We start from the raw sequence: 23905 nt of genomic DNA on the forward strand, positions 1-23905 counted from the left end.
TACGCCCGCCAATGGCCCGCGACCTCCCAGGGTCCCGGTACGGACGAGGTCGCACCGGCCGTTCGACCCGTCGAACTCCGTGCGCGTCCTGAAGCCAGAGTCGCGGCAGCCAATGCGAGATCCGGCGGCGGCGCCACTTCCTCACACAGCGACTCCGCGTGCTCATCTAGAAAGTGGGTATGCAGTCGACCGGCAACATGGGCCGGATGCGTCACGACGCGGTGCAGGAACTCGATGTTGGTGGTCACACCCAGGACGACATATCGCCGCAACGCCGAAGCAATTCGCGATATCGCCTCGTCGCGTGAGCGGGCCCAGGCCACGAGCTTGGCCAGCATCGGGTCGTAATGAACCGTCACCTCCGAACCCGCCCGCACACCGCTGTCAACGCGAATGCCCGGACCCGTCGGCTCCACATAGTGCTCGATTCGGCCGGTGGAAGGCATGAATTGACGCGACGCATCTTCCGCATAAATACGGCATTCGATCGCATGACCGGTCTGTGTCAGATCATCCTGCGCAAAGGGCAGCCGTCCGCCCGAAGCAACCATGATCTGCGCCCGAACCAGGTCATGCTCGACAACCATCTCCGTGACGGGATGCTCGACCTGCAATCGCGTGTTCACCTCAAGAAAATAAAACGAGCCGGATTCATCCAGAATAAACTCCACGGTGCCGGCATTGACATAGCCGATCGCCTTCGCGGCCCGCACAGCGGCCTCTCCCATCGTTGCGCGCAACGTGTCCGAGAGTGCGGGCGAAGGAGATTCCTCGACGATTTTCTGATGCCGCCGCTGAATGCTGCATTCGCGGTCGAAAAGATGCACGACATTGCCGTGCGAGTCGCCGAAGATCTGAAACTCGATATGCCGGGGCCGTGTCACGTACTTTTCCATGAAGACTCGCGCATCGCCGAACGCGGAGTCGGCCTCCCGCCGCGCAGCATCGATGGATGACTGCAATTCGGCCTCACTGCGCACCACCCGCATGCCTTTGCCGCCACCGCCCGCCGCAGCCTTGATCAATACGGGATACCCGATGCGCGATGCAATCGACTTCAACTCGCCGAGCGTCACATCCGCGGCACCTGACCAGCCTGGCACGACTGGAACGCCGGCCGCACTGAACCGTTCCTTGGCGATGATCTTGTCGCCCATATCGCGAATGACGGATGGAGAAGGCCCGATGAACACGATTCCCGCATCGGCACAAGCCTGCGCGAAATCCTCGTTCTCCGAGAGAAAACCGAATCCGGGATGAATTGCGTCCACATGATGCTTCTTCGCGATGTCAATGATCTTGTCGATGCGAAGGTACGTCTCCGCCGACGCGGCGCCCTCCAGCGGGTACGCCTCATCCGCGCGGGTCACATGCACGCCGTGCCGATCCGGTTCGGAAAACACTGCCACCGCGGCGATTCCCATTTCCTGCACGGTTTGCGCCACGCGAACCGCAATCTCGCCGCGATTAGCGATTAGAATTTTCTTGAACATGAATCCCCTGCGTTCCGGTCGGCTCGAGACCGACACAGCCTCCTGAATTGTCCGATGGGCGCCGCGGTCAGCACGCAATTCAGATTTCGCGATCGCCAGCCGGGCGATTGAAGAGCGATCAATTGACGGAACCTGTGTGTCGAGACGCCCGACCCATCATGCCTCGACTGTCCAGCCCGGCTTGCGCTTTTCGAGAAACGCCTTCAGACCGTCCTGCCCTTCGCTGGACACGCGACGCCGCGAAATGCGCTTGACCGTCAATCGCTGCTTGCCGTCCCAGCTCTTCTTCTCCTGCACCGCCGCAAGCACACGCTTGCACTCTGCCAGCGCTTCCGGGCCGTTGCCCATCAGCGTCCTTGCCGTTTCGTCGATCCAAGCGTCCAGGCCGGACTCGTCCTCCGCCACGTGCGACACCAGTCCCAGCCGATGCGCGTCACCCGCGTCAAACTTCTCCGCGGTCAGCGCATATCGCCTCATGGGCCCCGGCCCCATCTTCTCCATCACATACGGCGAAATCACCGCCGGCAGAATGCCGAGCTTCACCTCGCTCAGGCTGAAAACCACGCCGCGTACTGCCGCGGCGATGTCACATGCCGCAACCAGTCCGACACCGCCGCCGATCGCCGCACCGTGAACGCGGGCAATCACCGGCTTCGGGCATTCGCGAATCGCTCGCAGCATTTCCGCCATCGCCGTGGCATCTGCGACGTTTTCGTCGAACGAATAATCCACCATGCGCTTCATCCAGTGCACATCAGCGCCGGCACAGAAGCTGCGGCCTTCGCCACGCAGCACCACCACGCGCACATCCACGTTGTCACCACTGTCACGCATCGCCGCCGTCAACTCATCAATGACCACCTCGTTGAATGCATTGTGCAGTTCAGGACGATCAATCGTGACTATTGCGATTCGGCCTGCCAGGCTCGTCTTCACAAATTCAGGCATGGTATCCGCCTCCTCGCCTCATCTTAGCACCAGAGCGCCCAATGATGAATACGCAGCCCGCGCGACGGCTCATCGCCCCAACTCGCAACAGGAACGCGCTCCGGGAGCACAAAAGCAGCTCGAATCGATCGACACATCCGCGCGCGACCAGGCCTTCGCAAAGCGGGCCTCGACGTCTGCGGCCTCAGCCGTTTTCCCTTGCGCCTTCAGGCAAACCGCCAGACCGTGCAGCGACCAGCCGTTCTCCGGCCAGATCTTCAGATCCTCGCGGTAAACCTGCTCGGCCTGGGCATATTGCTTCTCAGCCGTCAGAAATGCGCCAAGCGCATGACGCACCGGCTGAATCCATTCCGGCGGTTCCATATAAAGAAGATCATCCTCAATCGCTACCGCTTCGCGAAGCACCGCGAACGCTTCATCCAGCTTCCGCTCGCGATAGAGAATCTCCCCTTCCAGGAATTTATCCGCAATCTGAAGCACTTTCTCCGCAGGATTGATACCCGTCAGCGCGCCGGCCGGAACCTTCTTCACAGCCGCACGCATCGCCTTCTGCTCATTTCTTGCGGAAGCCACACTTCCTTTCGCGGCGTGCGCCACGCCACGGGTGAAGTGATACATCACCATTGATATCGGCAGGCGGCCTCGCGGCTTCGGCTCGCGCAGGATGTCATCCCATCGTCCAAAGCGCTTTTGCACGTCAAACACAATCGACATGAACGGGTCCGCGAAGGCGCCCTGATCGCGAATGAACTCGGGCGGAATGGAATCGATCATCTCTCGCGCGGCCTTGATGGCCAGGGCATATCGCCCCTCCATCATCGATGAAAACGCAAGAAAGTGGCGATTGTGTGCCATGTAAACACTATAGAAGCCCTGCTTCGGAGAAATACGGCGATACCGTTCATCGGCGGCAATGGCCCGTTCGTTCGTGTCCGAAGCCTTCGCCCACTCACCGACCTGGACGTCGATATGCGACGGCATATGAACGAGGTGCCCCGAAATCGGCACCAGATCGCGCAGCCGGTCCGCTGAAGCGATTCCGCGCTCCGGATTCGGCGACGCTTCGACGGCGTGAATGTAGAGATGGTTGGCGCCCGGATGATTCGGATTGATGCGCAGCGCATGCTCCAGAACCGCGATGATCTCTTCGGTCCGCCCCTTCGGCGAACCATCCTTGGCCCACAGATCCCACGGCTGCAGATCCATCAGTGACTCAGCGTAGAGGGTGCCGACATCCGCGTCATTCACATCCAGCTCATACACCTCCTTCATCGCCGATGCGTAGGCTTCATCGAGCGCGCGGCGATCATCAGTGTGTTCCGGGGAATAGCGCGCTGCGACCGCCTTGATGAGCTGCGCCTCGGGGTACGACACGCGGTCGATCAGCGCCAACGCCTTCTGTGCGGCCTGCCAGGCCGCCGTCGATCGGTCGGGCATCATGACAGGATTGTTGATGTGCGGCCCGTTGCACAGTGCGATTCCCCAGTAGGCCATGGCGCAATTCGGATCGAGCCGGGCGGCCTCCGTGAAAGATCGGATCGCCTCGTCATGGTTGAAGGCAAACGCCCAGGTGAGGCCTTGATTAAAATACAACTTGGCCTCGTCCACATCGGTCTGAACCCATCGCGCGTAATGGCCGATGTCTTCAAAGAGCGGAGGCGGCCCGGATGATTCACGCAGGGACTCGCGCGAAGTCGAGCATCCGGTCCAGATCACCACGGAAACAACAGAAACGACAGTGCAAAGTCTCATCAACAATCCTCCAACAGCGGAATTCCCTGCAGGCCGAACGCCCACATGATATCTCGTCTTCTGTCTCATGCGATAAACGGGGGCCAAACTCACGAAGATTCTGGACGCCCTCCGGCGACGGCGGCGCCTCTGTCAGGATCGGGTGCATTTGATTAGACTCCGAAACGTATTTAAAGCCGACTCCCTCCCGGGAGCGAATCCGAAACTGGTTGGAAGTGTGAGCTATGGGTAAAGATGCGGCAAAGATGGAAAAGATCGTCGCCCTCTGCAAGCGACGCGGTTTCATATTCCAGTCGTCGGAAATCTACGGCGGCATCAACGGCTTCTGGGATTACGGGCCGCTGGGCGTCGAACTGAAGCGAAACATCAAGGACGCCTGGTGGAACGATATGGTCCAGCACCCGCCGATCGGGCCGGACGGTAGAGAGATCAGCATGGTCGGCGTCGACTGCTCGATCATCATGAACCCGAAAGTCTGGGTCGCCAGCGGTCACGCGACTGGATTCGCCGATCCAATGGTGGATTGCAAAACCGAAGGCTGCAAGGGTCGTTTCCGAGCCGATCAGATCGCCGATGCCCAGTGTCCGCTCAAGCCGAGCAAGTGTCCGGGCAAGCATGACAAGTGCCAACTAACCGAGGCACGCCAATTCAATCTCATGTTCGAGAGCTACGCCGGCGCCATCCAGGACGAAGCGAACAAGGTCTGGCTTCGCCCCGAGACCGCCCAGGGCATCTTCGCCAATTTCAAAAATGTTCTCGACTCCACGCGCATCAAGATCCCCTTCGGCATCGCCCAGGTCGGCAAGGCCTTTCGCAACGAAATCAACCCGCGCAACTACACCTTCCGCTCACGCGAGTTCGAGCAGATGGAGATCGAATTCTTCTGCCACGACAAGGACAGCATGAAATGGTGGGAGTGGTGGCGCGACACGCGCATCAACTGGTACAAATCGCTGGGACTTGCCGGCGAGAATCTCAAGCCGCGCAACCAGGACGACAAGGAACTGGCCCACTACAGCAAGGCCTGCACCGACATCGAGTATTACTTCCCCTTCGCCGACGAGCCACAGGAACTCGAAGGCGTCGCGCATCGCGGTTGTTTCGACCTGACGCAACACCAGCAACACAGTGGCAAGGACATGAGCTACTTCGACGACGAGACGAAGGAGCGGTTCCTGCCCACCGTCATCGAGCCGTCAGCCGGCGCCGATCGCAGCACGCTCGCATTCATCTGCGAGGCATACACCGTCGACGAATCCCGGCCGTCGCCGGAGTTGATGAAGTTTCACCCGCGCCTCGCGCCGATCAAGGCGGCCGTCTTCCCGCTCGTGAACAAGGACGGCCTCCCCGAAATCGCCGAACCGCTCTACCGCGAGATTCGCAAGCGCTGGCCCGCGCAGTACGACGGAAAGCAGTCGATCGGAAAACGCTATGCACGAATGGACGAAGCTGGCACGCCGTTCTGCTTCACCATCGACGGCCAGACCAAAGAGGACGGCACGGTAACGGTTCGCGACCGGGACACCGGAGGTCAGCAGCGAATCAGCAAGGACAAAGTGGTCGACTTCCTTTCTGATCGTCTGAATGCCCGATAGCCGCGTCGCGACACTTCCGGCTTTGCGCGAATCAGGTTTTACACTCGCTCCGGCGAAGTACCGATAACTCGTTGCAATTGTCCGCCATCCATCGCTGCGATACACTCTCCCGCTCATGTCCGCTCTCATCAGCTCGGATCAAAATTCACGCGCGGTTGCACGCGCCATTCATCGCGCTCGCTTTGCCGCCACATTCACCGCGCTGGCCTGTGCCACGGCCACGGTGCCTGCATGCAATTCGCCTGCGAGGCCGTCCGGTGATGCCGCGGATGTGTCACTTTCCATTAGCGGAGTTCTTCGCCGATGCGAAACGACTTATACGGGACTGAATTCGCTCGAAGCCAGGGGCTGGCTGCGCGATTACCGATCGACAGACCGTCGCGTCGTCCCCATTCGCTGGGAACTCGCCCGTCCGGATCAATGCCGCCTGCAAATCGATATGGACATGGTGCTGGTCAAGGGCCAGAACTGGTGGTCCTACAATAATCAAAGTCAACAGTTCAAATCCCACCGCGAGTTGGGCGGATCACCGATCGAAGCGGCCGCCTATTTTCTCTCCGATGGAATTCCCTTCCTGCTGCCGGCTGCATGGCACCGCCCGAAGGTCGCCTTCGGCTCCGATGAGGCCCGCGGACCATGGCAGCTTGACGGAGTCGCATGGACAGCCAACCGTCCCTGTTATGTCGTGTCGCGTCAGGGCTTAGGCCGTGATTCCGGAAGCCGATGGACACTCTGGATCGATCAGGATCGGTTTCTGATCGTGGCGTGGACGTGGGATGTGATGCGGCCGTCAGACGACGGAACGCCTCTGATGAAAACCGTTTGGGGCTGCACCTACGAAGTCATGGTCGCCAACGCGGAACTGAATCAGGATCGGTTCCGAATCGAAAAGCCGCTGCCGATCGCCCTGCCGCGTGCCGCCCCGTCAGAATTGAAATCGCCGCCCGGCGGGTAATAGCGGGCGCGACGTACATTCGCTGAACTCGCTGATGCGCCTTTGGGAGTACAATACCCACCCATGTCGATGACCAATGCCGAACGCCAGTCACTCAAAGCACGAGCCAACGCGTTAAAGAGCACCATCTTCATCGGACGCGAAGGATTGACGCCCGCGATACTGGACATGATCCGGATCGCGCTTCAGAAGACGGATCTTATTAAGGTCCGCATCCGCGCGGAGGATGCCGAGAGCGCCAACGAACTGGCAAGATCCGCCGCGCAGGCCGTCCCCTGCGAGCTTGTCGCGCTCCGAGGCCGCGTCGCGATTCTGCACCGAATTGCGACTGACTGACGCGCCGGCTCCCCCGATTTTTTCGCCGCCCCTTTCTCTCAAGCACCCTGCCTGCCGCCCCCCCCAAGAACCCCTGTCCTCATGCGGCTTTTGGCCCACCAAGAAAAAAAATGGTAATCGCCAAGGGTTCGCCCGAATTCCGCTGCTTCTCCATTTGATGGGTCGCCTGCGAACGGCGGCATGACCGAGAACTGAAATCACCGCTGGGAGATAAAAATGAAGCAGATGTTTTTGAAGTTCACGCTGGCCGCAGCCATTACATTGATTGCCGCCGTCCAAGCTACCCGCGCCGCCGATATCGGCAGCGGATTTACCTACCAGGGCAGTCTGACGGACAACGGCTCACTGGCCAACGGCCAGTACGACTTCGAGTTCCGACTCTACAACGGCCCCTTCGGCGTCGGAACCATCATTGCAGGGCCGATCGCCGTCGGCGATGTCGACGTCGTGGATGGGCTCTTCACTGTGAAACTCGACTTCGGTGCAGCCATGGGCCACGGCGCTCGCTGGCTCGATATCCGTGTGCGTCCCGGCGCGTCAAACGGCTCGCACATGCTGCTGCTCCCGCGTCAGGAACTAACGCCGACACCATTCGCCGCAGGCCTCGCGCTACCCTACAACGCAAGCTACACGCACAACTCGCCGTTGGTCACACTCAACCAGACCGGCGCGGGCAACGCCCTCTCCCTGAATTCAAGCTCCGCCGATTGCCTCGTCGCCGCAGCCGCCGGAACGGGCGACGCCGTATACGCCAACTCAAGCGGCACCGGAATGGCGATAAACGCATACGCAAACGGGGGCGGACACGCCCTCTACGGTCAGACCACCAACGGCGGCACCGGCGTGTATGGCTATTCTCTCGGCACATCCGGTCGCGCCGGATTCTTCCGAACAGAGCACCTGAACAATGCGTCGAACGCCATCGAAGCGCAAGCCAACGGAACGGGTCACGGAATCAAGGCGACGGCACGCACCGCCAGCGCCGGCTTCTTCGAGAATACTTCGTCGAGCAACTCGGCGTCCACTCTCCGATCGCAGAACTCCGGGTCCGGATCGGCCGTCTGGGGACAGAACATTGGCACCGGTCCGGCCGCCCGCTTCAACATCTCGAATACGAGCAGCAACTCCACCGCGCTCATCGTCCGGAACGACGGCAACGGACTCGCCGCCAGCTTCGAGCGTGGCGATGTGAAAATCCAAGGGCAACTCTATGCCACCATCGGTACGGTCCTGAACCGCGCCACGCCCATCGCATTTGGCCGCTTTGATGCATTCGGAAATCTAATGAGCTCATCCGGAAATGTCACAATCTCCTACCAGCCGAACGGAACATGGCGCGTCTTCGTCGTTGGCGAAGGTGATCCGGACAAGTGGGTCATCACCACGTCGGTCGATTACTATGAAGCGAACACGGACCTCGAATATGTAGCCAAGTCCTCGCGACCGCTGGCCGTTGCGGGACAGCCGGGTAACGGAGTCATTTACATCAAAGACCAGTGCAAGAACGGCTGCAACGAGTTTCAGATCAATCACTACGTCAACTTCGTGATCTACAAGGGCGTCTAATCCGAATTCCGTAACCCGTTTCAGATCCTGATTGAGGAAGGAGAATCCCATGCACAGATTCGGAACGATGCAGCTCACGAAACTTGCCGCGGCGGCCGCAGTCGTCTCTCTCGCCGCACATCACGCCGACGCCCAGTATGAAATCCGATGGAGCACGGTCGACGGCGGCGGAGCCATGTATAGCGTCAACAATCAATTCGCGCTCGGCGGCACCATCGGACAGCCCGACGGCGGCCCCACCTCCGCACTTGGAGGAAAAATGACCGGCGGTCAGTTCACCCTGGTCGGCGGCTTCTGGGCCATGCCCATCCCCACAATCAACTGCAACTGCCCCGGAGATATGAACGGGGACGGCATCAAAAACGGCAACGACATCCAGTTCTTCGTCGATTGCTTCGTGGCCGGCGGCGATTGTACTTGTGCCGATATGAACCAGTCCGGCGGCGTCACAACTGGCGACATTTCCGTTTTCGTTGCGAGCTTACTGCAAAGCGATACCTGCCCCTAGCGGCTGTCAACCTGATACTTCGCAGCGGAGGTTTGGCCGCGGGGCAGTTCATGGCTCCCCGCGGTCCTTCCATTACAATCGGCTCGCACACTTGGTAAGCGACGCGGCGCGGCGGTAGAATCTACCTACGAGGTCGGGAATCGGGACGGTCCGTTCGTCCGACCCGTGGGAGTGATCCATGAAAATCGCCATGACTCGGACGTTTGCGCAATTCGCGGCATGCCTTCTGCTATTCACCGTCGCCACGCCGACACTTCGGACTTTCGCGGATCCCAAGGGTGACAAGAAAAGCGATAAGAAGAAAAAGGACGCCGCCCCGGAAAAGAAGCCCCCCGAAGCGCTCGGATTCAAAGTCGGCCCGCGCGATGCATCAAAATACGAAATAGACGCAGCCGCCGATGACAACGAAGTAACCTTTACTTCCAAGACCGCGAAGGAAACTTTCGTCGGCAAAACCACGCAGATCACCGGCTCGATGGAGTGCAAGCCGCGGGCATTGAAGGACGCCAAAGGCAAGTTCGCCGTTGCATGGACCAACCTAGATACCGGAAAGCCCATGCGCAACCAGCATATGATGGCCGAACCGTGGGTTGATGCCGGCGCCCATCCTGAAATCGTCTTCACCCTCGATAACATCACAAAGATGAAAGCCATCGACAAGCGGTCCACCCGGCTCAAGTGTACGCTCGTCGGCACTTTCGTAATCAACGGTGCTGAAAAGGAACTGAAAATCCCGGCCACCCTCGAATACCGGTTGCCGAAGAAAGCAAACGGAAGCGACACCGACGGACAAAAAGAAGGCGTCCACATCCAGGCCAAGTTTTCGCTCAGCCTCAAGGATTTCGGTATCACCGGACGCGGAGTCGGCGACAAGGTTGCGCCGAAGATGCAGATCGATGTCAGCCTGTTTCTTCCGATCGCCGTGGCCGAGTCACCCGAACCGACACCCCCGCCTCCGTCCGATCCGCCGCGAGGTCGCACGCGACGGCCGGGCCGCTGAGCAATAGATTTTCTGGCAAAATTGCCCCGGACAGGCCGGTTACAGACTGGTCCGGCAATTAGCGCCGCGCGCTCCAGGTCGCACGTCCTTGCTGACGCTTGGAACTCCGCCATCGTCGCCCTATCATCCTCACTGATCAGATTTCGACTCCAGCCCACGAGGAATCATTGATGCAAGACATCCTTCGCAATCTCGGCCTCGAAGCCATCAACCCCGGCGCATTTAACGGTGAGTGGATGGGGAGCGACACCCGGCTCGATTCCATTTCGCCTATCGACGGCTCGCTCATTGGCAGCGTCATGCAGGCGACGCCTGCGGAATACGAGAAAACGGTCGCCGCCGCACAGCGCGCCTTCGAAACATGGCGGCTCATTCCCGCGCCGAAACGCGGCGAGGTGATTCGGCGCCTCGGCAATGCGCTGCGCGACGCAAAACACGATCTCGGCGCACTCGTCACGCTCGAGATGGGGAAGATTCGCGCCGAAGGCGAAGGTGAAGTCCAGGAAATGATCGACATCTGTGATTTCGCCTGCGGACTCTCACGACAGCTCTATGGTCTCACGATGCACTCCGAGCGGCCCGGACATCGAATGTACGAACAGTGGCATCCGCTCGGCGTTATCGGCGTCATCAGCGCATTTAATTTCCCGGTAGCCGTCTGGTCGTGGAACGCCGCGCTCGCCGCCGTCTGCGGAAATGCGACGCTCTGGAAACCCTCCAGCAAAACGCCCCTGACCGCGGTCGCAACCACCCGGATCGCTCAACGCGTCTGCAAGGAATGCGGCGTCGATCCGGCCATCTTCAGCCTCGTCATCGGGCGCGGCGCGACCATCGGCGAGATGCTCATTGCCGATCGGCGCATTCCACAGGTCTCTGCCACCGGCTCCTGCCGCATGGGCTACCATGTCGGCGAAGTCGTCGGAAAACGGCTTGCCCGCACCATTCTCGAGCTTGGCGGAAACAATGCCATCATCGTGACGCCGCACGCCAATCTCGATCTTGCGGCACGAGCCATCGTTTTCGGCGCGGTCGGCACCGCGGGCCAGCGCTGCACCAGCACCCGGCGCATCATCGTCCACGAAAGTGTCCGAAGCGAACTGACCGATCGGCTCGTCAAGGCCTACAGGCAGGTCAGAATCGGTAATCCGCTCAACGAAGGCACCCTGATGGGACCGCTCATCGACACCGGCGCGGTCCAGGACATGATGAACGCCATCAACAAACTTCGCGCTGAAGGCGGCGAACTCCTCTACGGAGGCGACAAGCTCTCCGGGCCTGACTTTCCGGGTGGATGCTATGTCACCCCCGTCATCGCCCACGCGAAAAACGAATTCAGAATTGTGCAGGAAGAGACCTTCGCGCCGATCCTGTATGTCATCTCTTACGGCACTGCACAAGCCGACGCGAAACATCCCGCTCACTCATCTCTCGAAGAGCTGGATGAAGCCATTCGATATCACAATGACGTCCCCCAGGGACTCTCCAGCGCAATCTTCACCGAGAATCTGCTCGAAGCCGAAAAGTTCCTCTCCGCGGCCGGCAGCGACTGCGGAATCGCAAACGTCAACATCGGAACCAGCGGCGCGGAGATCGGCGGTGCCTTTGGTGGCGAAAAGGAAACCGGCGGCGGTCGCGAGAGCGGCAGCGACAGTTGGAAAGCCTACATGCGCCGTCAGACGAACACCATCAACTACACCCGTGAACTGCCCCTGGCGCAGGGGATCCGGTTCGGCGATTAGCCGCCCGTAACCGGAAACCGTCGCAGCGAGTGATGCGCCAAACCGAGTCCCGCCGATCGGGAAAATTTCCACGCGCCCAGACGCCGCGCCCACTCGATGTGTACGCGTAGCTCAAAGCGCCTCAAACCCGCCGCTTGCGCTCCGCGGTGTCCGGCTTCACCTCGGGAAACGGCGTCTCATCTCGACGCGGAGGAGCCTCGTTCACCACGGCCACGATTTCCAGCATCCGAAAGCCGATCAGGAGGTTTACGAGCTGCCCCACAACGAATACGAAATCGTGACGAATCGACGCATAAATCAGCAGAACCAGCGTTCCGAAGATGCCGAGCAGAATGAGCGGCGCCGGCAGAACCATTCGCCCTCGCCTTCGCGTGGCGATCCACTGACCGACAAGGCAGAGCAGGAACAGCCCCTGAGCGCTCAGACCCGCAATCACCCAGGGCAATTCCACGCGCGAGCCCGACGTCACGGACTCGCGGAAGTGCGTCAGATCGAATGACCCGAGCATCACCCCCGTCCCATCCGATACCGCCAGTGCATCAATCATCAAGGTGCCGCACTCCCGACATCCAGCGATTCGGCGGAACGCCGCGCAAACCGACCGGGACGATACGCCTTCAACTGCTCACACACGGCCGATTGCGAATCCGTGTTGAATCCGAAAGAAAGCATTTCTTCCATCGCCCGTTCAACAGGCCAGCCCTGACGCTCGATCCGATACAGGGCGCACAAAAGCCCCGTTCGATGCCGACCCGCCGAACAATGAACCCAGACCGGTCGTCGCGACGAATCGTCCACCGCGCGGAAAAATTGCTCGATCTGCTCATCGGTCACAGGCTGGCGACTCTCAATCGAAATGACCTCGACCGACGCGCCGGCCTCCTCGGCGTGCTGCCGCTCGTCCGGCACACTTCGGCTGGTGCCCTCGCGCGCGATAATGATCGTCTTCACGCCATATTCAGCAACCATGTGCCTGATCTGCGCCGGCTTCGGTTGGGCCGAACGATAGAGAATCCCCGCATCCACGATCGCGAAGCGTTTCGGATCACCGTAATAACGCCGACAGAGGGCGTACCCGCCCACCGTACACGCCGCGACCGCGCAAACCAGCAGCATCAGCGGAATTCGCCGAAGCCGTCGCGCAGCATCCGGCTGTTCATTCGAATTGTTCTCGACAACTTGGCTCATGCTGACCGATCAGGACGCCGGCATGGCGTATATCCGACTGCGATTATGGTACCCGGGTCGCACGCCTTCATCAAAGTTGGCGGCCTCACCGCGCCCGCCGTCGAAGCAGCACGAGAAAAATCGGCACGCCGACCATTGCCGTCACAACACCGGTCGGAAGTGCCGCACTCGATAGCGCACGCCCGCTCGCTGCGCCGATCCAGCCCGGAGCCAGTTGCGCAATCCAGTCGCACACCGCAAGAAACACCGCACCCGCGAGCGCGGCACAGGGAAGCAGGAGACGACAGTCTCTGCCGAGGATCAACACAACAATCTGGGGAACCACCAATCCGACAAATCCGATCGGGCCGCATGTCGCGACCACCGCGCCGGTCGCAAGCGACGCGAACACGATGCATGTCCCCTGCAAATTCGCCACGCTGACACCGCGCGAAGCCGCGATCTCCTCACCCATCATGTATTGATTCAGTGGTCGCGCCAGGCAGATCAGAACAATCCAGGAAGTCACGAGCAGAGGCGCGTTCAAAAGCGCGTCGTAGCTGTCAACGCTCACAACCGACCCCATCATCCACCGCACCATGTCAAACGTCTGGCGTTCGGTCGAAACGTACATCACCACCATCATCATCGCCGAACAGAATAGCCCCATCGTGACGCCCGCCAGAAGCAGTTCGGTTGTCGTCAATCGCGACAGCCCCCGCGCAAAGACAAACACCGCCGCCATAACCGCCGCCGCTCCGGCAAACGCGGAGAGTGCCACACCCGATACACCCAGCGCGCAGGCCGTCCATCCCATCTTGATTGCAATCAACGCGCCGAGCGATCCGCCGCTCGACACCCCCAGCGTGTAGGGCGTTGCCAGCGGATTACGAAACAGAACCTGAAATACCGCTCCACAAAGTCCGAGCGTCGCCCCCGCCTGCAATGCCAGCAACGTTCGCGGAAACCGAAGACCGAAGGCAATGTTGTAAGTCAGCGAATTCGACGCCGGGTCCAGCCACGACCGCCAGGCCGATGACAGACCTACGCCACTTTCCGACATCCCCACGCCGGGGCTGATCAAAAGCACCACGACCACCAGTGCCCCGCATGCCCCGATCCAGCCAAAATAGCGTCGCGGCGTCAATGGCTTCATCGAACAACCGACTCCCCATCTAGTGACTCGGAAATCGGCAACAGAACACGCTCGCCGCTGGAAACTGCCACGGCCAAATCCACTCGAACGTGGTACACCTGTTCGATCTGTGCAGGTGTCAATACCGCGTCAGGTTCGCCCGCCGCAACGCACCGGCCGTCATCCAGCAGCAGGATATGCGTGCAGAACCGGCCCGCAAGATTCAAATCATGCGTAACGACCGCCACCAGCGTTCGCGACTGATCCGCCACATTGCGAATCAGCTCGAAAATCGCCAGTTGATGCTGCCAATCCAGGGAAGCTGTCGGTTCGTCAAGCAGGAGCATCGCCGGTTCCTGGGCCAGGGCGGCAGCCAGATGCACACGCTGAGCCTCTCCACCCGACAACGTCGAAAGTCTTCGGCAGGAAAATGCCCGCGTACGTGTCATATCCATGGCACGATTGGCGACCTCACGATCCGCCGAACTCTCAAACAAGCCGAACTGCCGATGCGGAAATCGCCCCAGGAGCACGACATCCGCGACGGAAAGCGAGAAATCGCTGTCCGGCTGCTGCGGCAATAGCGCGATCCGGCGAGCCCGATCACGCGGACTCACGGCGCGCAGATCCTCGCCGTCAAACAGCAGGCGACCGCCAGTCGGCTTCCGAAGACCCGCCATCAGCCGCAGCAGCGTGCTCTTCCCCGCACCGTTCGGACCGATGATGCCCCAGCACTCGCCCGCGCGAAATTCCGCCCGCAACGGCTGCAAAAAATCCGGCCGCTCCGGAAAACCGTATGCAACGCCGTCCATCCGAAGAAGCGGTGCCGTTGTGTCATTCAAACGACACCTCCGGATGCAACAGTCCGGCCAGTCGCTCAATGGCGTCCGCGATACGAGGCGACGGGATCACCAGTTCGGCATCCGTCAGCACATGGATGCGGCCATTCTCCGCCGCCGGAAGCGAGCCCAGCCTGCGCCACTGCTCCGTCACGCGCCGAGCCAGAGCTTCGTGATCGCCCGACAAAACCGGCATGACTTCCACGATGACCTCCGGCCGCGCAAGCAGAACAGCCTCCAGACTCACTTCGGGATATGCAACCTCCAGCGATCCAAAAATGTTCTCACCGCCGGCGCGGCGGATCATCTCGTCCACAAATGTGCCCTTGCCGCATGTCGTAACCCGCGACAGCGAATCGACCGGTCGATCCGTCGTGAACAGAACGCGAGGCACCGGTCTCCCGGCGACAGTCTGTCGCACGCGCTCAATTCGCAAACGGGTGCGCTCCATCAGCGCCGCCGCCTCACGCTCTCGGCCCAGCATGTCGCCCAGTTCGCCAATCGTGCGAAACACGTCGTCGAAGCTGTTCGTCGGATCGTGGTACACGGAGATACCATGAGCGCGGCACAGACTCTCCACCGGGTCGATCCGTCCCCGAAGAACAACCAGATCCGGTTCGAGCCGCAGAATCAATTCGAGATTCGGATCGATCAGCCCGCCCACGCGCGCCGGTTCGGTGCGACCACTCGATTCCTCCCGTGCTGGCAGCCTGCAGAAATCGCTCACGCCGACGAGCGATTCGCCCGCGCCCAACGCAAAAATCATCTCCGTCGCGTTCGGCGCAATCGCGACAATGCGCGTTGGAACCGTCCTCGGACGGCCGGTCGTATCAAACTCCGAGGAATCGGAACGGCCTTCCGAAGGCCGATCGCATCCGGCGAATTGCAGGCCGAGCACGAGCAGAGCCGCCGCGCCGGCGGACGAACCCAGGCCAGGCGCACGACTTGTCAAACCAACGATCATTCCAGCCAATCTTCGAACCACGTCCATCATCGTGCAGCCATACGGACTCGTCGCGCAAAATCCCGCAGACTCGGCGAGATCGGCAGTCTGGAGCACACCCGCAAAAAAAGATGTGACCTGACCGCCGAATTCTATCACATCCGGCGACTTTCGCTTGTTCCCTGGAAGTCCCCCGGCAGGGTCGGACTGCCCCACCAGCCGGAACATTGAGCAAGCTTAGATAAACGGCGAAATTCGAGGCCCGTATCAGCATGAAACGGTGGAACGTGCCTGACGAATCTGATATTGTAAACAGAGCGGCAGCCGCATTTTGCAGGCCCATGCCGTACATTTCGCGGAACACACGGAGCGGGGAATTATGGACTCAGAAAACATCACACCAAACGCACGCACGCGCCGATCTCAGAAATTCTGGACGCTTACGACGACGCTTCTTGCCATTGCGATGTTGTCCGGACCGGCCGTCGCCGCGCCCAAGATATACTCCGACCGAACCGATCTCGCCCCGACTGCGGCGCTGCCGACCTTGCTCGTCGGCCCGATCGACCAGCAAATCGTCCAGGCCGAGGACGTCGCGGCCGAAGCGGTCGGCATGCCGATGCGCATTGCCGTTCCGTTTCAGGTGGTCATCACACCCGAAAGCGACGGATTCTGGGAAGTTCTCGAAGACGGCACTCAGCTCTGGCGAATGAGAATTGATGCCGCCGGAGCGGTTCACGTCAATCTCGGTTTCACCCGGTATCACATGCCCGCCGGTGGCGAACTCGTGGTGTTCAGTGAGGATCGAACAGAAATCGTCCGGCCCTTCACCGACGCGGACAATCAGGATCATGGCCAGCTTTGGACGCCGCTGATCCGCAGCGACGCCGTAATCATCGAACTGCACCTGCACGCCGGCGCCGATCGAAAAGAGGTCGCCCTCGAGCTCGGTCAGGTCAGCTACGGCTACCGCGGGTTTAATGCCGGTGCTGTCGTGCTGGCTGAACCGCGATCAGGCTCATGCAATGTCGATGTCGTGTGCCCCGAAGGCGCGCCTTGGATCAATGAAATCCGGTCCGTCGGCGTCTATACACTCAACGGCATCTGGACCTGCACCGGCGCAATGATCAACAACACGGCACAGAATCAGATCCCCTACTTCCTCACGGCCGATCACTGCGGCATCAGCAGCGGCAATGCCGCAACGATGGTTGTCTATTGGAACTACCAGAATTCGACTTGCCGCACACCCGGCAGCGCGGCCAGCGGCAACCCGGGCAACGGGTCGCTAAGCCAGTTCACGAGCGGCGCCACCTTCCGCGCCGATTACAGCACGTCGGACATGACGCTCGTGCAGTTGAATAGTTCACCAAACGCCGCATGGGGCGTGACTTTCTCCGGCTGGGATCGATCTGCCGGAAACCAGTCCAGCGCCGTCTGCATTCACCACCCCAACACCGATGAGAAACGCATCAGCTTCGAAAACGACCCGGTCACAACCACCAGCTACGGCGGAACCTCATCACCCGGCAACGGTTCTCATATCCGAGTGGCAGACTGGGATCTCGGCACAACCGAACCCGGATCCTCAGGTTCGCCGCTTTATAGCCCGCAGCGGCGCATCATCGGCCAGCTGCACGGCGGATCCGCCGCCTGCGGCAACAACTTGTCCGACTGGTTCGGTCGATTCAGCGTATCCTGGGCCGGCGGCGGCACCAACGCGACGCGCCTCAGCAACTGGCTGGATCCGTCCGGCACCGGCGCGACGACGCTCGACACCCTCGTGCCCGGCGGCGGCACTCCGGTCTGCGGTAACGGCATCATCGAGGCCGGCGAACAATGCGACGACAACAACACCACCTCCGGCGACGGTTGCAGTTCAACATGCCAGATCGAGGCGTCGGCCGGTGATGAATGCAACACGTGCATCACCATCACCGACGGCACCAGCTCCGGATCGACAGCCAACAACACCGGCGCCGGCAATGACACCAGTTGCGGCGGAACTCTCGATGTGATCGACGAATGGTACTGCTACACGGCCACATGCAACGGAACCGCCACCGCTTCAACCTGCAATCCGGCGACCAACTTCGATACGACGCTCGCGGTCTTCTCATCATGCGGCGGCTCCGAAATCACCTGCAACGACGATGCCGTCGGATCGCCTGCGGCGTGCAGTCTGGCCGGACAGAATCGCAAATCGCTGGTTACCTGGCCCGTCACTTTCGGCGTCACCTATTACATTCGTGTGTCCGGATACAACAGCACATCGGGCACGTTTGATCTGTCCGTGTCATGTTCCGGTGCCAATCCGTGCCCGAACGACACCATCGCGAATCCGATCGTCATTCCGGCACTGCCGTACAACGGATCGGGCAATACCTCCTCCTGCACCGACAATTACAACGAGGCATGCGCCTTCACGGCGACCGGCGGCCGGGATCTGGTCTACTCATACACGCCGCCGGTCAATCAGATCATCAACATCGACATGTGTGCGTCGTCATATGACACCAAGGTCTATATCTATGCCGGTGCCGTGACACCCGGAACGCCCGTCGCCTGTAACGATGACGGCTGCCCGGGGTCCCCGCCGGCCTCGTACCGATCCCAGCTTACAGGCGTCAATCTTGTCGGCAGCACGCAGTACTACATCATCGTCGACGGCTACAGCGCCGCCGATTCCGGCGACTACACGCTCGCCATCACCGGAACCAGCATTGTCCCCAACGACAATTGCGCGAACGCGACACCCATCGGAGACGGCACCTACAATTTCGACACAACCGGCGCGACGACGGACGGGCCGGATGAACCGGCCGCGTGCAGTTTCTTCGGATACTCCCAGGTCGGCTCCGACATCTGGTATCGATACACCGCCAGTTGCACGGGAACAGTCTCCATCGGCCTTTGCGGCAGCGGCTATGACACGAAAGTGGCGGTTTACGGCTCGTCCTGCCCGGTTGCGGAATCGTCCATCGCGTGCAATGACGACGCATGCGGCGATACCACGCGATCCGAGCTTACATTCGACGCGGTCGCTGGAAATCAGTATCTCATCCGCATCGGCGGATTCCAGTCGGCGGTTGGCAGCGGCGTAATGACGATCAGCTGCTCCGCATTCGAATGCACGGTCCCGGGCGACTGCAATGACGGCGACCCATGCACCGCTGATACATGCGTGAATAATCAATGCGTCAACACGCTGATCGATTCCGATAGCGACGGCACGCCGGATTGCGCCGACGGCTGCCCCAATGATCCGGGCAAGACCGATCCGGGCGCCTGCGGCTGCGGCGTCGCCGACACGGACTCAGACGGCGACGGAACGCCCGACTGCAATGACCAGTGTCCGAATGACCCCAACAAGATTGTTCCGGGGACGTGCGGTTGCGGGCAGCCGGAGACGCCGGCTGACGGCGACATGAACGCCGACAGCGCGCTGGACGGTCTCGATGTCGATGAGTTCGTTCATGCCCTGCTGAATGGTGCGACCACATGGCACAATTGCCACGGCGACTTTGACAGCAGCGGCGCGCTGGACCTCGGCGATGTTTCCGGCTTCGTGGCGGCCTTGCTTTCGAATTGACGACCGCTCCGCCGTGACGCGTCAGAACTGAATTTCAATCGGCTTGCTGATGGCGAGCCTGTCGAGACGCGCGGGGTCGACCTCGATTCCCAGTCCCGGCCCGGTGAGCGGCTTCCATCGGCCGCCGCATCCGAACCGCATTGAATGTGCCGTGACATCGTCACTGAGGAGGAATCTGCCAAAACTGCCTTCGGCGAATCGGACGTCCGGCACGAGTTGCAGAAACCAGCGCCCCGCCGCCGAAAGAATGCTGGTTTCGCCCACCATGCAACCAAGCTGGTAGAACAGGTTGTGACGCCGCGCGAGAATCGCCATTCGAATCGCCGGAATCAGGCCGCCATTCTTACTGATGCGGATATTGAACCACCGAACGGCCTTCCGCGCAGCGAGGTCTTCGGCGTCCTCCCAGGTCACCAACGATTCGTCGGCCATCAGCGGAATCGGCGAGGCATCGGCCAGCCGAGGCCAATCGAGCACGGCCGCACGCGGCAGCGGCTGTTCGCAACAGGTGATGGGCAGATCGCGCCAGCCCCCGAGGCGTTCCACGGCCGCGTTGTAATTCCATGCGCTATTGGCGTCGACTCTCAGCGTCGTCCGCCCGGTGCGAAGGCTCCTGCCAAGCACATCGACCGTTCTGCGAAGCCGCACATCGTCGGCCTCGTCGCCGACCTTCATCTTGAAATCGCGGATCAACCCCCATCGAACCTTCCGCACAAATCGAGCTGCACGGTCCGGATCCATGCTCGACACGACGACGCTGTATCGCGTGATTGATCGGCAACCCGGCGCGCCGAGCCACGGCTCCTCCAGATAGCCTGCGATGCCATCCAGCGAGCGACCGAACGCACGGCCATATCCATCCAGCAGCGCAAGCTCGACGGCAGCGCGGGCGGCGGTGATGGGGCGGCCGCCGTCGACCATCGGAAGATCAGCGGCGGCCTCGATCAGTTCGCCGAAGCTGGTCGGTCGCAGGTTGACAAGGATCGGCACGAAGATGCGCTGAATGGAGTTGATCACGTCCAGCGGTGACTCGCCCGTGACATAGGTTCTCGGGTGCGTCTCGCCGTGCCCCACTGAACCGTCCGCCATCTCGATTCGCACGACGATCGGTTCGGCGCAGACGCGCTCCGCCGCGGCATGGGAGAACTTCCGACGCATCGGAATTGCGAGCGAGTAGATCGAGAGGCGAGTAATTGGCAAAGGCAGCGACATCACCAGGATTGTACGGGCGAGTCGAATGCCCGACAGCAGGCCGGATCGCGTGGCATTGGCCTCTGATTTCCCTGACGGCTCAGCGCGGCGACCCGGCTTCCCTGCACCGACTTACTCGCACAAAGTCGTCGTGGAGTGAGCATCCTCGCATGTCGCTCCGCCGTTTCGACCGTCGGCGAGCAGTTTCTCCGGGACAGGCTTCACATCCCAGACGAATCCGACCAGTTCAAAGAGTTTGAGCAGATAATAGGTGGCGTCCACTTCCCACCAGTAGAAGCCCTGCCGAGCAGACGACGGATAACGGTGATGGTTGTTGTGCCAGCCTTCGCCCATCGTGACGACCGCGATGAAGAAGTTGTTTCGGCTGTCATCCTTCGTCTTGAAACGGCGCGTGCCCATCGTATGCGCGAGCGAATTCACCAGGCAGGTCGCATGAAACAGAACGACCGTCGAGACGAAGAATCCCCAGACGAGCATCTGCCAGCCGTTGGTGCCCAGACCGGGCGCCCAGAGGGCAAGCGCTTCGCCGAATCCGAAGAGCGTGACCGCGAGCATCAGCGGAACCAGGCCGTCAAAACGGTCGAGAAACACCAGTTCGCGATACTTTGCAAGATCGGGCACGAGCCTGAGATCGGTCGGATAGTTTGCGGAGTCCGTGAGCCAGCCGAAATGGCTCCAGTAAAAACCGTGCTGGAGCGGAGAATGGGCATCATCCTCCTCGTCGGAAGTGCTGTGATGCTTCCGATGCTGCGATGCCCACCAGAGCGGTCCGCGCTGGGCTGCGCTGTTGCCCCAGACCGCGAAGACGAACTGCCCGAAGCGCGACGTGCGAAACGTGCGATGCGAAAAGTACCGGTGGTAAAAGCCCGTGATTGCGAACATCCGCAGCACATAAAGCACGGCGGCGGTGATCAAGGCTGTCCAACTGAATCCGACCCAGAAAAGTCCGATCAGACCCGAGTGAAGGATGATGTAAGGGATCCATCGAACCGGATCGCTCCGCATCCTGCGACCGGCGTGGGTTTCCGGCTTGATTCGATGGGTGTCAATGAGTTCGATAAGACGATGAAGCGGACGTACAATCGAGGTCACTGTGTATTCCTATCTAAGCGTGCTTCGTCAGATCAACCGGATCGACGATTCGCCCGCACGAGATCAAAGAGGGCGAATTGGGTTAAAGAGTTTGTGTAACCACATAACAGGACTGCTATCCAGGCTGTCCTGGACAACCCCCATACGGAGGTCCGAGACCGTCCACGGCGACCGACCGCGCTGACGTTTCCGATTCACCCAGATGCCCCGGAGGCAGGCAGCCTGACGACCCCACGCCCGGTGGATACAAAGCGCGGCCGTTTCGCAGCGGCAGCTTACCGTGAGGTATCACGTTCTGGATGGATGGAAAGGGGCACGCCTCCCTGCGGCCAAACGCCGTTGATGGGTCCCGCCAATCCATTCGTGCGGTCGAATCGCGCGGGTCGCGCGACCAACATTCGTGAAGTAGAGTCTAGCGCGGCCGGGAAGGCAAGGCCCATTCATGGCGGCAGATCCTGATTCTGAGGGATCGCGTCGCGACGACCTGGCAAACTCGAAAAAAGCGCGATCGCGATCACACAACCGCGAAATTTGCGCGAAGCGAATTCAGCCACCCTCTCCTTTCGAAATATCGCTTCATCCCAATGGGCACACCCCATTTTTTATCGGAAGAACTTCCGCGTCTTATAACTTCCAGGGGTCGAAATTCGCCAGGTAAATTGCGCTAGATCGAAGGCCGATATTTCGAGGAGCGAGTATTGCGTGCGTCGCAGGCCCCGCGACCGCTCGGTTTCGCCGACCGACGCTCTGATCCGGAGCGTCAACACGGGAGGATCACCGATGAATCACCGCCGCATTCTGACCGCGAGCTTTGTTTTCGCGGCCGTCCTGATCACGAGCACGACTCCGACACATGCCCAATGGGGCGCGCTGCAGCGAACACTCTTTCGCGATCTGAACTACGGCCTGAGCCCGAATATCATCTCGTTCCCGCAGAATGGGCCCCTATTTGACTTCAACAATTTCACGCAGCGCGTGGAATATGACCGCGTCGGTGATGGTTACGCGTACGAATTCTACCGATTCTTCGGGCCGGACTCGTTCGGCGAGCCGAGTTTTCTAGATCTGGGCGGACTCAAACTCGAGCTGGGGCCGAACCCCGCGCTGGGTCAGTCACAGTACACCGGCGTTCACGGACGATTCGGTTTCAAGACCCGGCTGATTCCCGAAGTGTTCTTCCTGACGGAATCCGGTCAGCGAAACTTCAACCAGTTCAGCGGCGTCTCGAATTTCAACAACGAGCCGATCTCCTACACGGCAACGCTCAACACCGGCATCCAGGATCTCGAATGGGCCGGCAATATACAGTTCGATGCCTCCGGCAAAATCAACATTCTCGGCTTTTACGATTTTGACGCGCGAATCGTTAACGTCGGCAGCTTCACGGCCGACGGCGTGGCTCTCAAGGATGAGCAAGTGACGGACTTCGACACGGGCCCGATCAATCTGTCAGGCCACATCGGCATGGACCTGCTGGCCAGCATATTTCAGGCAAACGGATCCGAACTGGCCGGTGCAGTGCCTCGCATTTTCTCCGCGGCAGCAGGCAAGGAGCGGACCGCGGATGAACTTGTCGACGCCATGCGCGGCGGCGAAAAGCTGAGTGACGAAGAAGTGCAATTCATGATTGAGCAGTTGTTCATTCAGGCATTCAAGAACGACCCGCTCGGCTTCATCATGAATGGACCGCCTTCGACGCTGCCGGGCTTTGAAGGTCTCGGACTGGTCCTGACGCCGGGATCGTCGGACGACGGAAATGGCAATTATGTGACGGATCGCTCCGAAGTGCCGGAGCCCGGAACGCTGCTGCTGCTGGGCGCTTTGGCAGCCATCGGTCTGCAAATCCGGAAGCGCGGCGGCCTAATGAATCGACCGTTGGCGACACATTGAGCGGACGCGCCGACGCCTGACGGTGGCGCATCGCGAGCGTCCTGCCGTCGCGGAAATCGGAATCACACGCCTCGGCGTGACGCCATCACCTTTACATGAAATGAGACCCCGCTTCGTTCGCATACGAAGCGGGGTTTTTAATT

The 23905-nt window shown here is 60.5% G+C and carries 19 protein-coding genes; 9 read left to right on the plus strand and 10 right to left on the minus strand.

The annotated features are described in order from the left end of the window. The 3 genes from KF841_16775 to KF841_16785 form a co-directional block, all read right to left on the minus strand. Window positions 1–1493: acetyl-CoA carboxylase biotin carboxylase subunit (locus KF841_16775; GenBank protein ID MBX3397011.1), on the minus strand; the 1493-nt coding region annotated here is incomplete at its 3' end. Between the two features lie 156 nt (window positions 1494–1649). Continuing rightward, on the minus strand, window positions 1650–2441 hold the full coding sequence (locus tag KF841_16780) for an enoyl-CoA hydratase/isomerase family protein (protein ID MBX3397012.1): 792 nt from the start codon (window positions 2439–2441) through the stop codon (window positions 1650–1652). 69 nt (window positions 2442–2510) lie between these two features. Beyond that, window positions 2511–4193, minus strand: a complete 1683-nt coding sequence (locus tag KF841_16785; GenBank protein MBX3397013.1) for a hypothetical protein — start codon at window positions 4191–4193, stop codon at window positions 2511–2513. A gap of 245 nt (window positions 4194–4438) precedes the next feature. On the opposite strand from KF841_16785, the gene KF841_16790 reads away from it, so the two are divergent. From KF841_16790 to KF841_16820, 7 genes are all read left to right on the plus strand, one after another. Beyond that, window positions 4439–5788 carry a glycine--tRNA ligase gene (locus tag KF841_16790; GenBank protein MBX3397014.1) on the plus strand — a complete coding sequence of 450 codons (1350 nt, stop codon included), beginning with the start codon at window positions 4439–4441 and terminating at the stop codon, window positions 5786–5788. Window positions 5789–5903: 115 nt separating this feature from the next. Then, a complete protein-coding gene (locus KF841_16795; protein MBX3397015.1) occupies window positions 5904–6743 on the plus strand; it encodes a hypothetical protein in 840 nt (279 codons plus the stop codon). Window positions 6744–6806: 63 nt separating this feature from the next. After that, the gene (locus KF841_16800; protein MBX3397016.1) at window positions 6807–7079 is read left to right on the plus strand and encodes a YhbY family RNA-binding protein; all 273 of its coding nucleotides are present in this window, start codon (window positions 6807–6809) and stop codon (window positions 7077–7079) included. A 216-nt stretch (window positions 7080–7295) separates the two neighbouring features. Beyond that, complete coding sequence (locus tag KF841_16805) at window positions 7296–8645, plus strand: hypothetical protein (GenBank protein MBX3397017.1); 1350 nt, start codon at window positions 7296–7298, stop codon at window positions 8643–8645. 49 nt (window positions 8646–8694) lie between these two features. Further along, window positions 8695–9153: a hypothetical protein gene (locus tag KF841_16810; protein ID MBX3397018.1), complete on the plus strand. Its 459-nt coding sequence runs from the start codon at window positions 8695–8697 to the stop codon at window positions 9151–9153. A 178-nt stretch (window positions 9154–9331) separates the two neighbouring features. Further along, window positions 9332–10153: a YceI family protein gene (locus KF841_16815; GenBank protein ID MBX3397019.1), complete on the plus strand. Its 822-nt coding sequence runs from the start codon at window positions 9332–9334 to the stop codon at window positions 10151–10153. 170 nt (window positions 10154–10323) lie between these two features. Then, on the plus strand, window positions 10324–11892 hold the full coding sequence (locus KF841_16820) for an aldehyde dehydrogenase family protein (protein ID MBX3397020.1): 1569 nt from the start codon (window positions 10324–10326) through the stop codon (window positions 11890–11892). 121 nt (window positions 11893–12013) lie between these two features. On the opposite strand, the gene KF841_16825 is transcribed toward KF841_16820, so the two are convergent. The 5 genes from KF841_16825 to KF841_16845 all read right to left on the minus strand — a co-directional run bounded on the left by KF841_16825 (window position 12014) and on the right by KF841_16845 (window position 16204). After that, a complete protein-coding gene (locus KF841_16825) occupies window positions 12014–12442 on the minus strand; it encodes a lipid-A-disaccharide synthase N-terminal domain-containing protein (GenBank protein ID MBX3397021.1) in 429 nt (142 codons plus the stop codon). Beyond that, window positions 12439–13080 (minus strand): tyrosine-protein phosphatase, encoded by a 642-nt coding sequence (locus KF841_16830; GenBank protein MBX3397022.1) that lies wholly within the window; start codon window positions 13078–13080, stop codon window positions 12439–12441. The genes KF841_16825 and KF841_16830 overlap by 4 nt, the downstream gene beginning before the upstream one ends. Before the next feature lie 85 nt (window positions 13081–13165). Then, window positions 13166–14215, minus strand: coding sequence for an iron ABC transporter permease (locus KF841_16835; protein ID MBX3397023.1), 1050 nt, complete (start codon window positions 14213–14215; stop codon window positions 13166–13168). Beyond that, window positions 14212–15036 (minus strand): ABC transporter ATP-binding protein, encoded by an 825-nt coding sequence (locus KF841_16840; protein ID MBX3397024.1) that lies wholly within the window; start codon window positions 15034–15036, stop codon window positions 14212–14214. The genes KF841_16835 and KF841_16840 overlap by 4 nt, the downstream gene beginning before the upstream one ends. Beyond that, the gene (locus KF841_16845; GenBank protein ID MBX3397025.1) at window positions 15029–16204 is read right to left on the minus strand and encodes an ABC transporter substrate-binding protein; all 1176 of its coding nucleotides are present in this window, start codon (window positions 16202–16204) and stop codon (window positions 15029–15031) included. The genes KF841_16840 and KF841_16845 overlap by 8 nt, the downstream gene beginning before the upstream one ends. Before the next feature lie 151 nt (window positions 16205–16355). Here KF841_16845 and KF841_16850 point away from each other — a divergent pair, with 151 nt between their 5' ends. After that, window positions 16356–19568 carry a DUF4215 domain-containing protein gene (locus KF841_16850; protein ID MBX3397026.1) on the plus strand — a complete coding sequence of 1071 codons (3213 nt, stop codon included), beginning with the start codon at window positions 16356–16358 and terminating at the stop codon, window positions 19566–19568. A 21-nt stretch (window positions 19569–19589) separates the two neighbouring features. Here KF841_16850 and KF841_16855 read toward each other — a convergent pair whose 3' ends face one another. Further along, the gene (locus KF841_16855; protein ID MBX3397027.1) at window positions 19590–20780 is read right to left on the minus strand and encodes a hypothetical protein; all 1191 of its coding nucleotides are present in this window, start codon (window positions 20778–20780) and stop codon (window positions 19590–19592) included. 111 nt (window positions 20781–20891) lie between these two features. Continuing rightward, window positions 20892–21785, minus strand: coding sequence for an acyl-CoA desaturase (locus KF841_16860; protein MBX3397028.1), 894 nt, complete (start codon window positions 21783–21785; stop codon window positions 20892–20894). Between the two features lie 867 nt (window positions 21786–22652). On the opposite strand from KF841_16860, the gene KF841_16865 reads away from it, so the two are divergent. Beyond that, entirely contained in the window at window positions 22653–23762 is a 1110-nt protein-coding gene (locus KF841_16865) for a PEP-CTERM sorting domain-containing protein (GenBank protein MBX3397029.1), read from the plus strand. Window positions 23763–23905 lie beyond the last annotated feature (143 nt).

Source organism: Phycisphaerae bacterium (genome assembly GCA_019636475.1).
Lineage (GTDB): Bacteria > Planctomycetota > Phycisphaerae > UBA1845 > UTPLA1 > JADJRI01.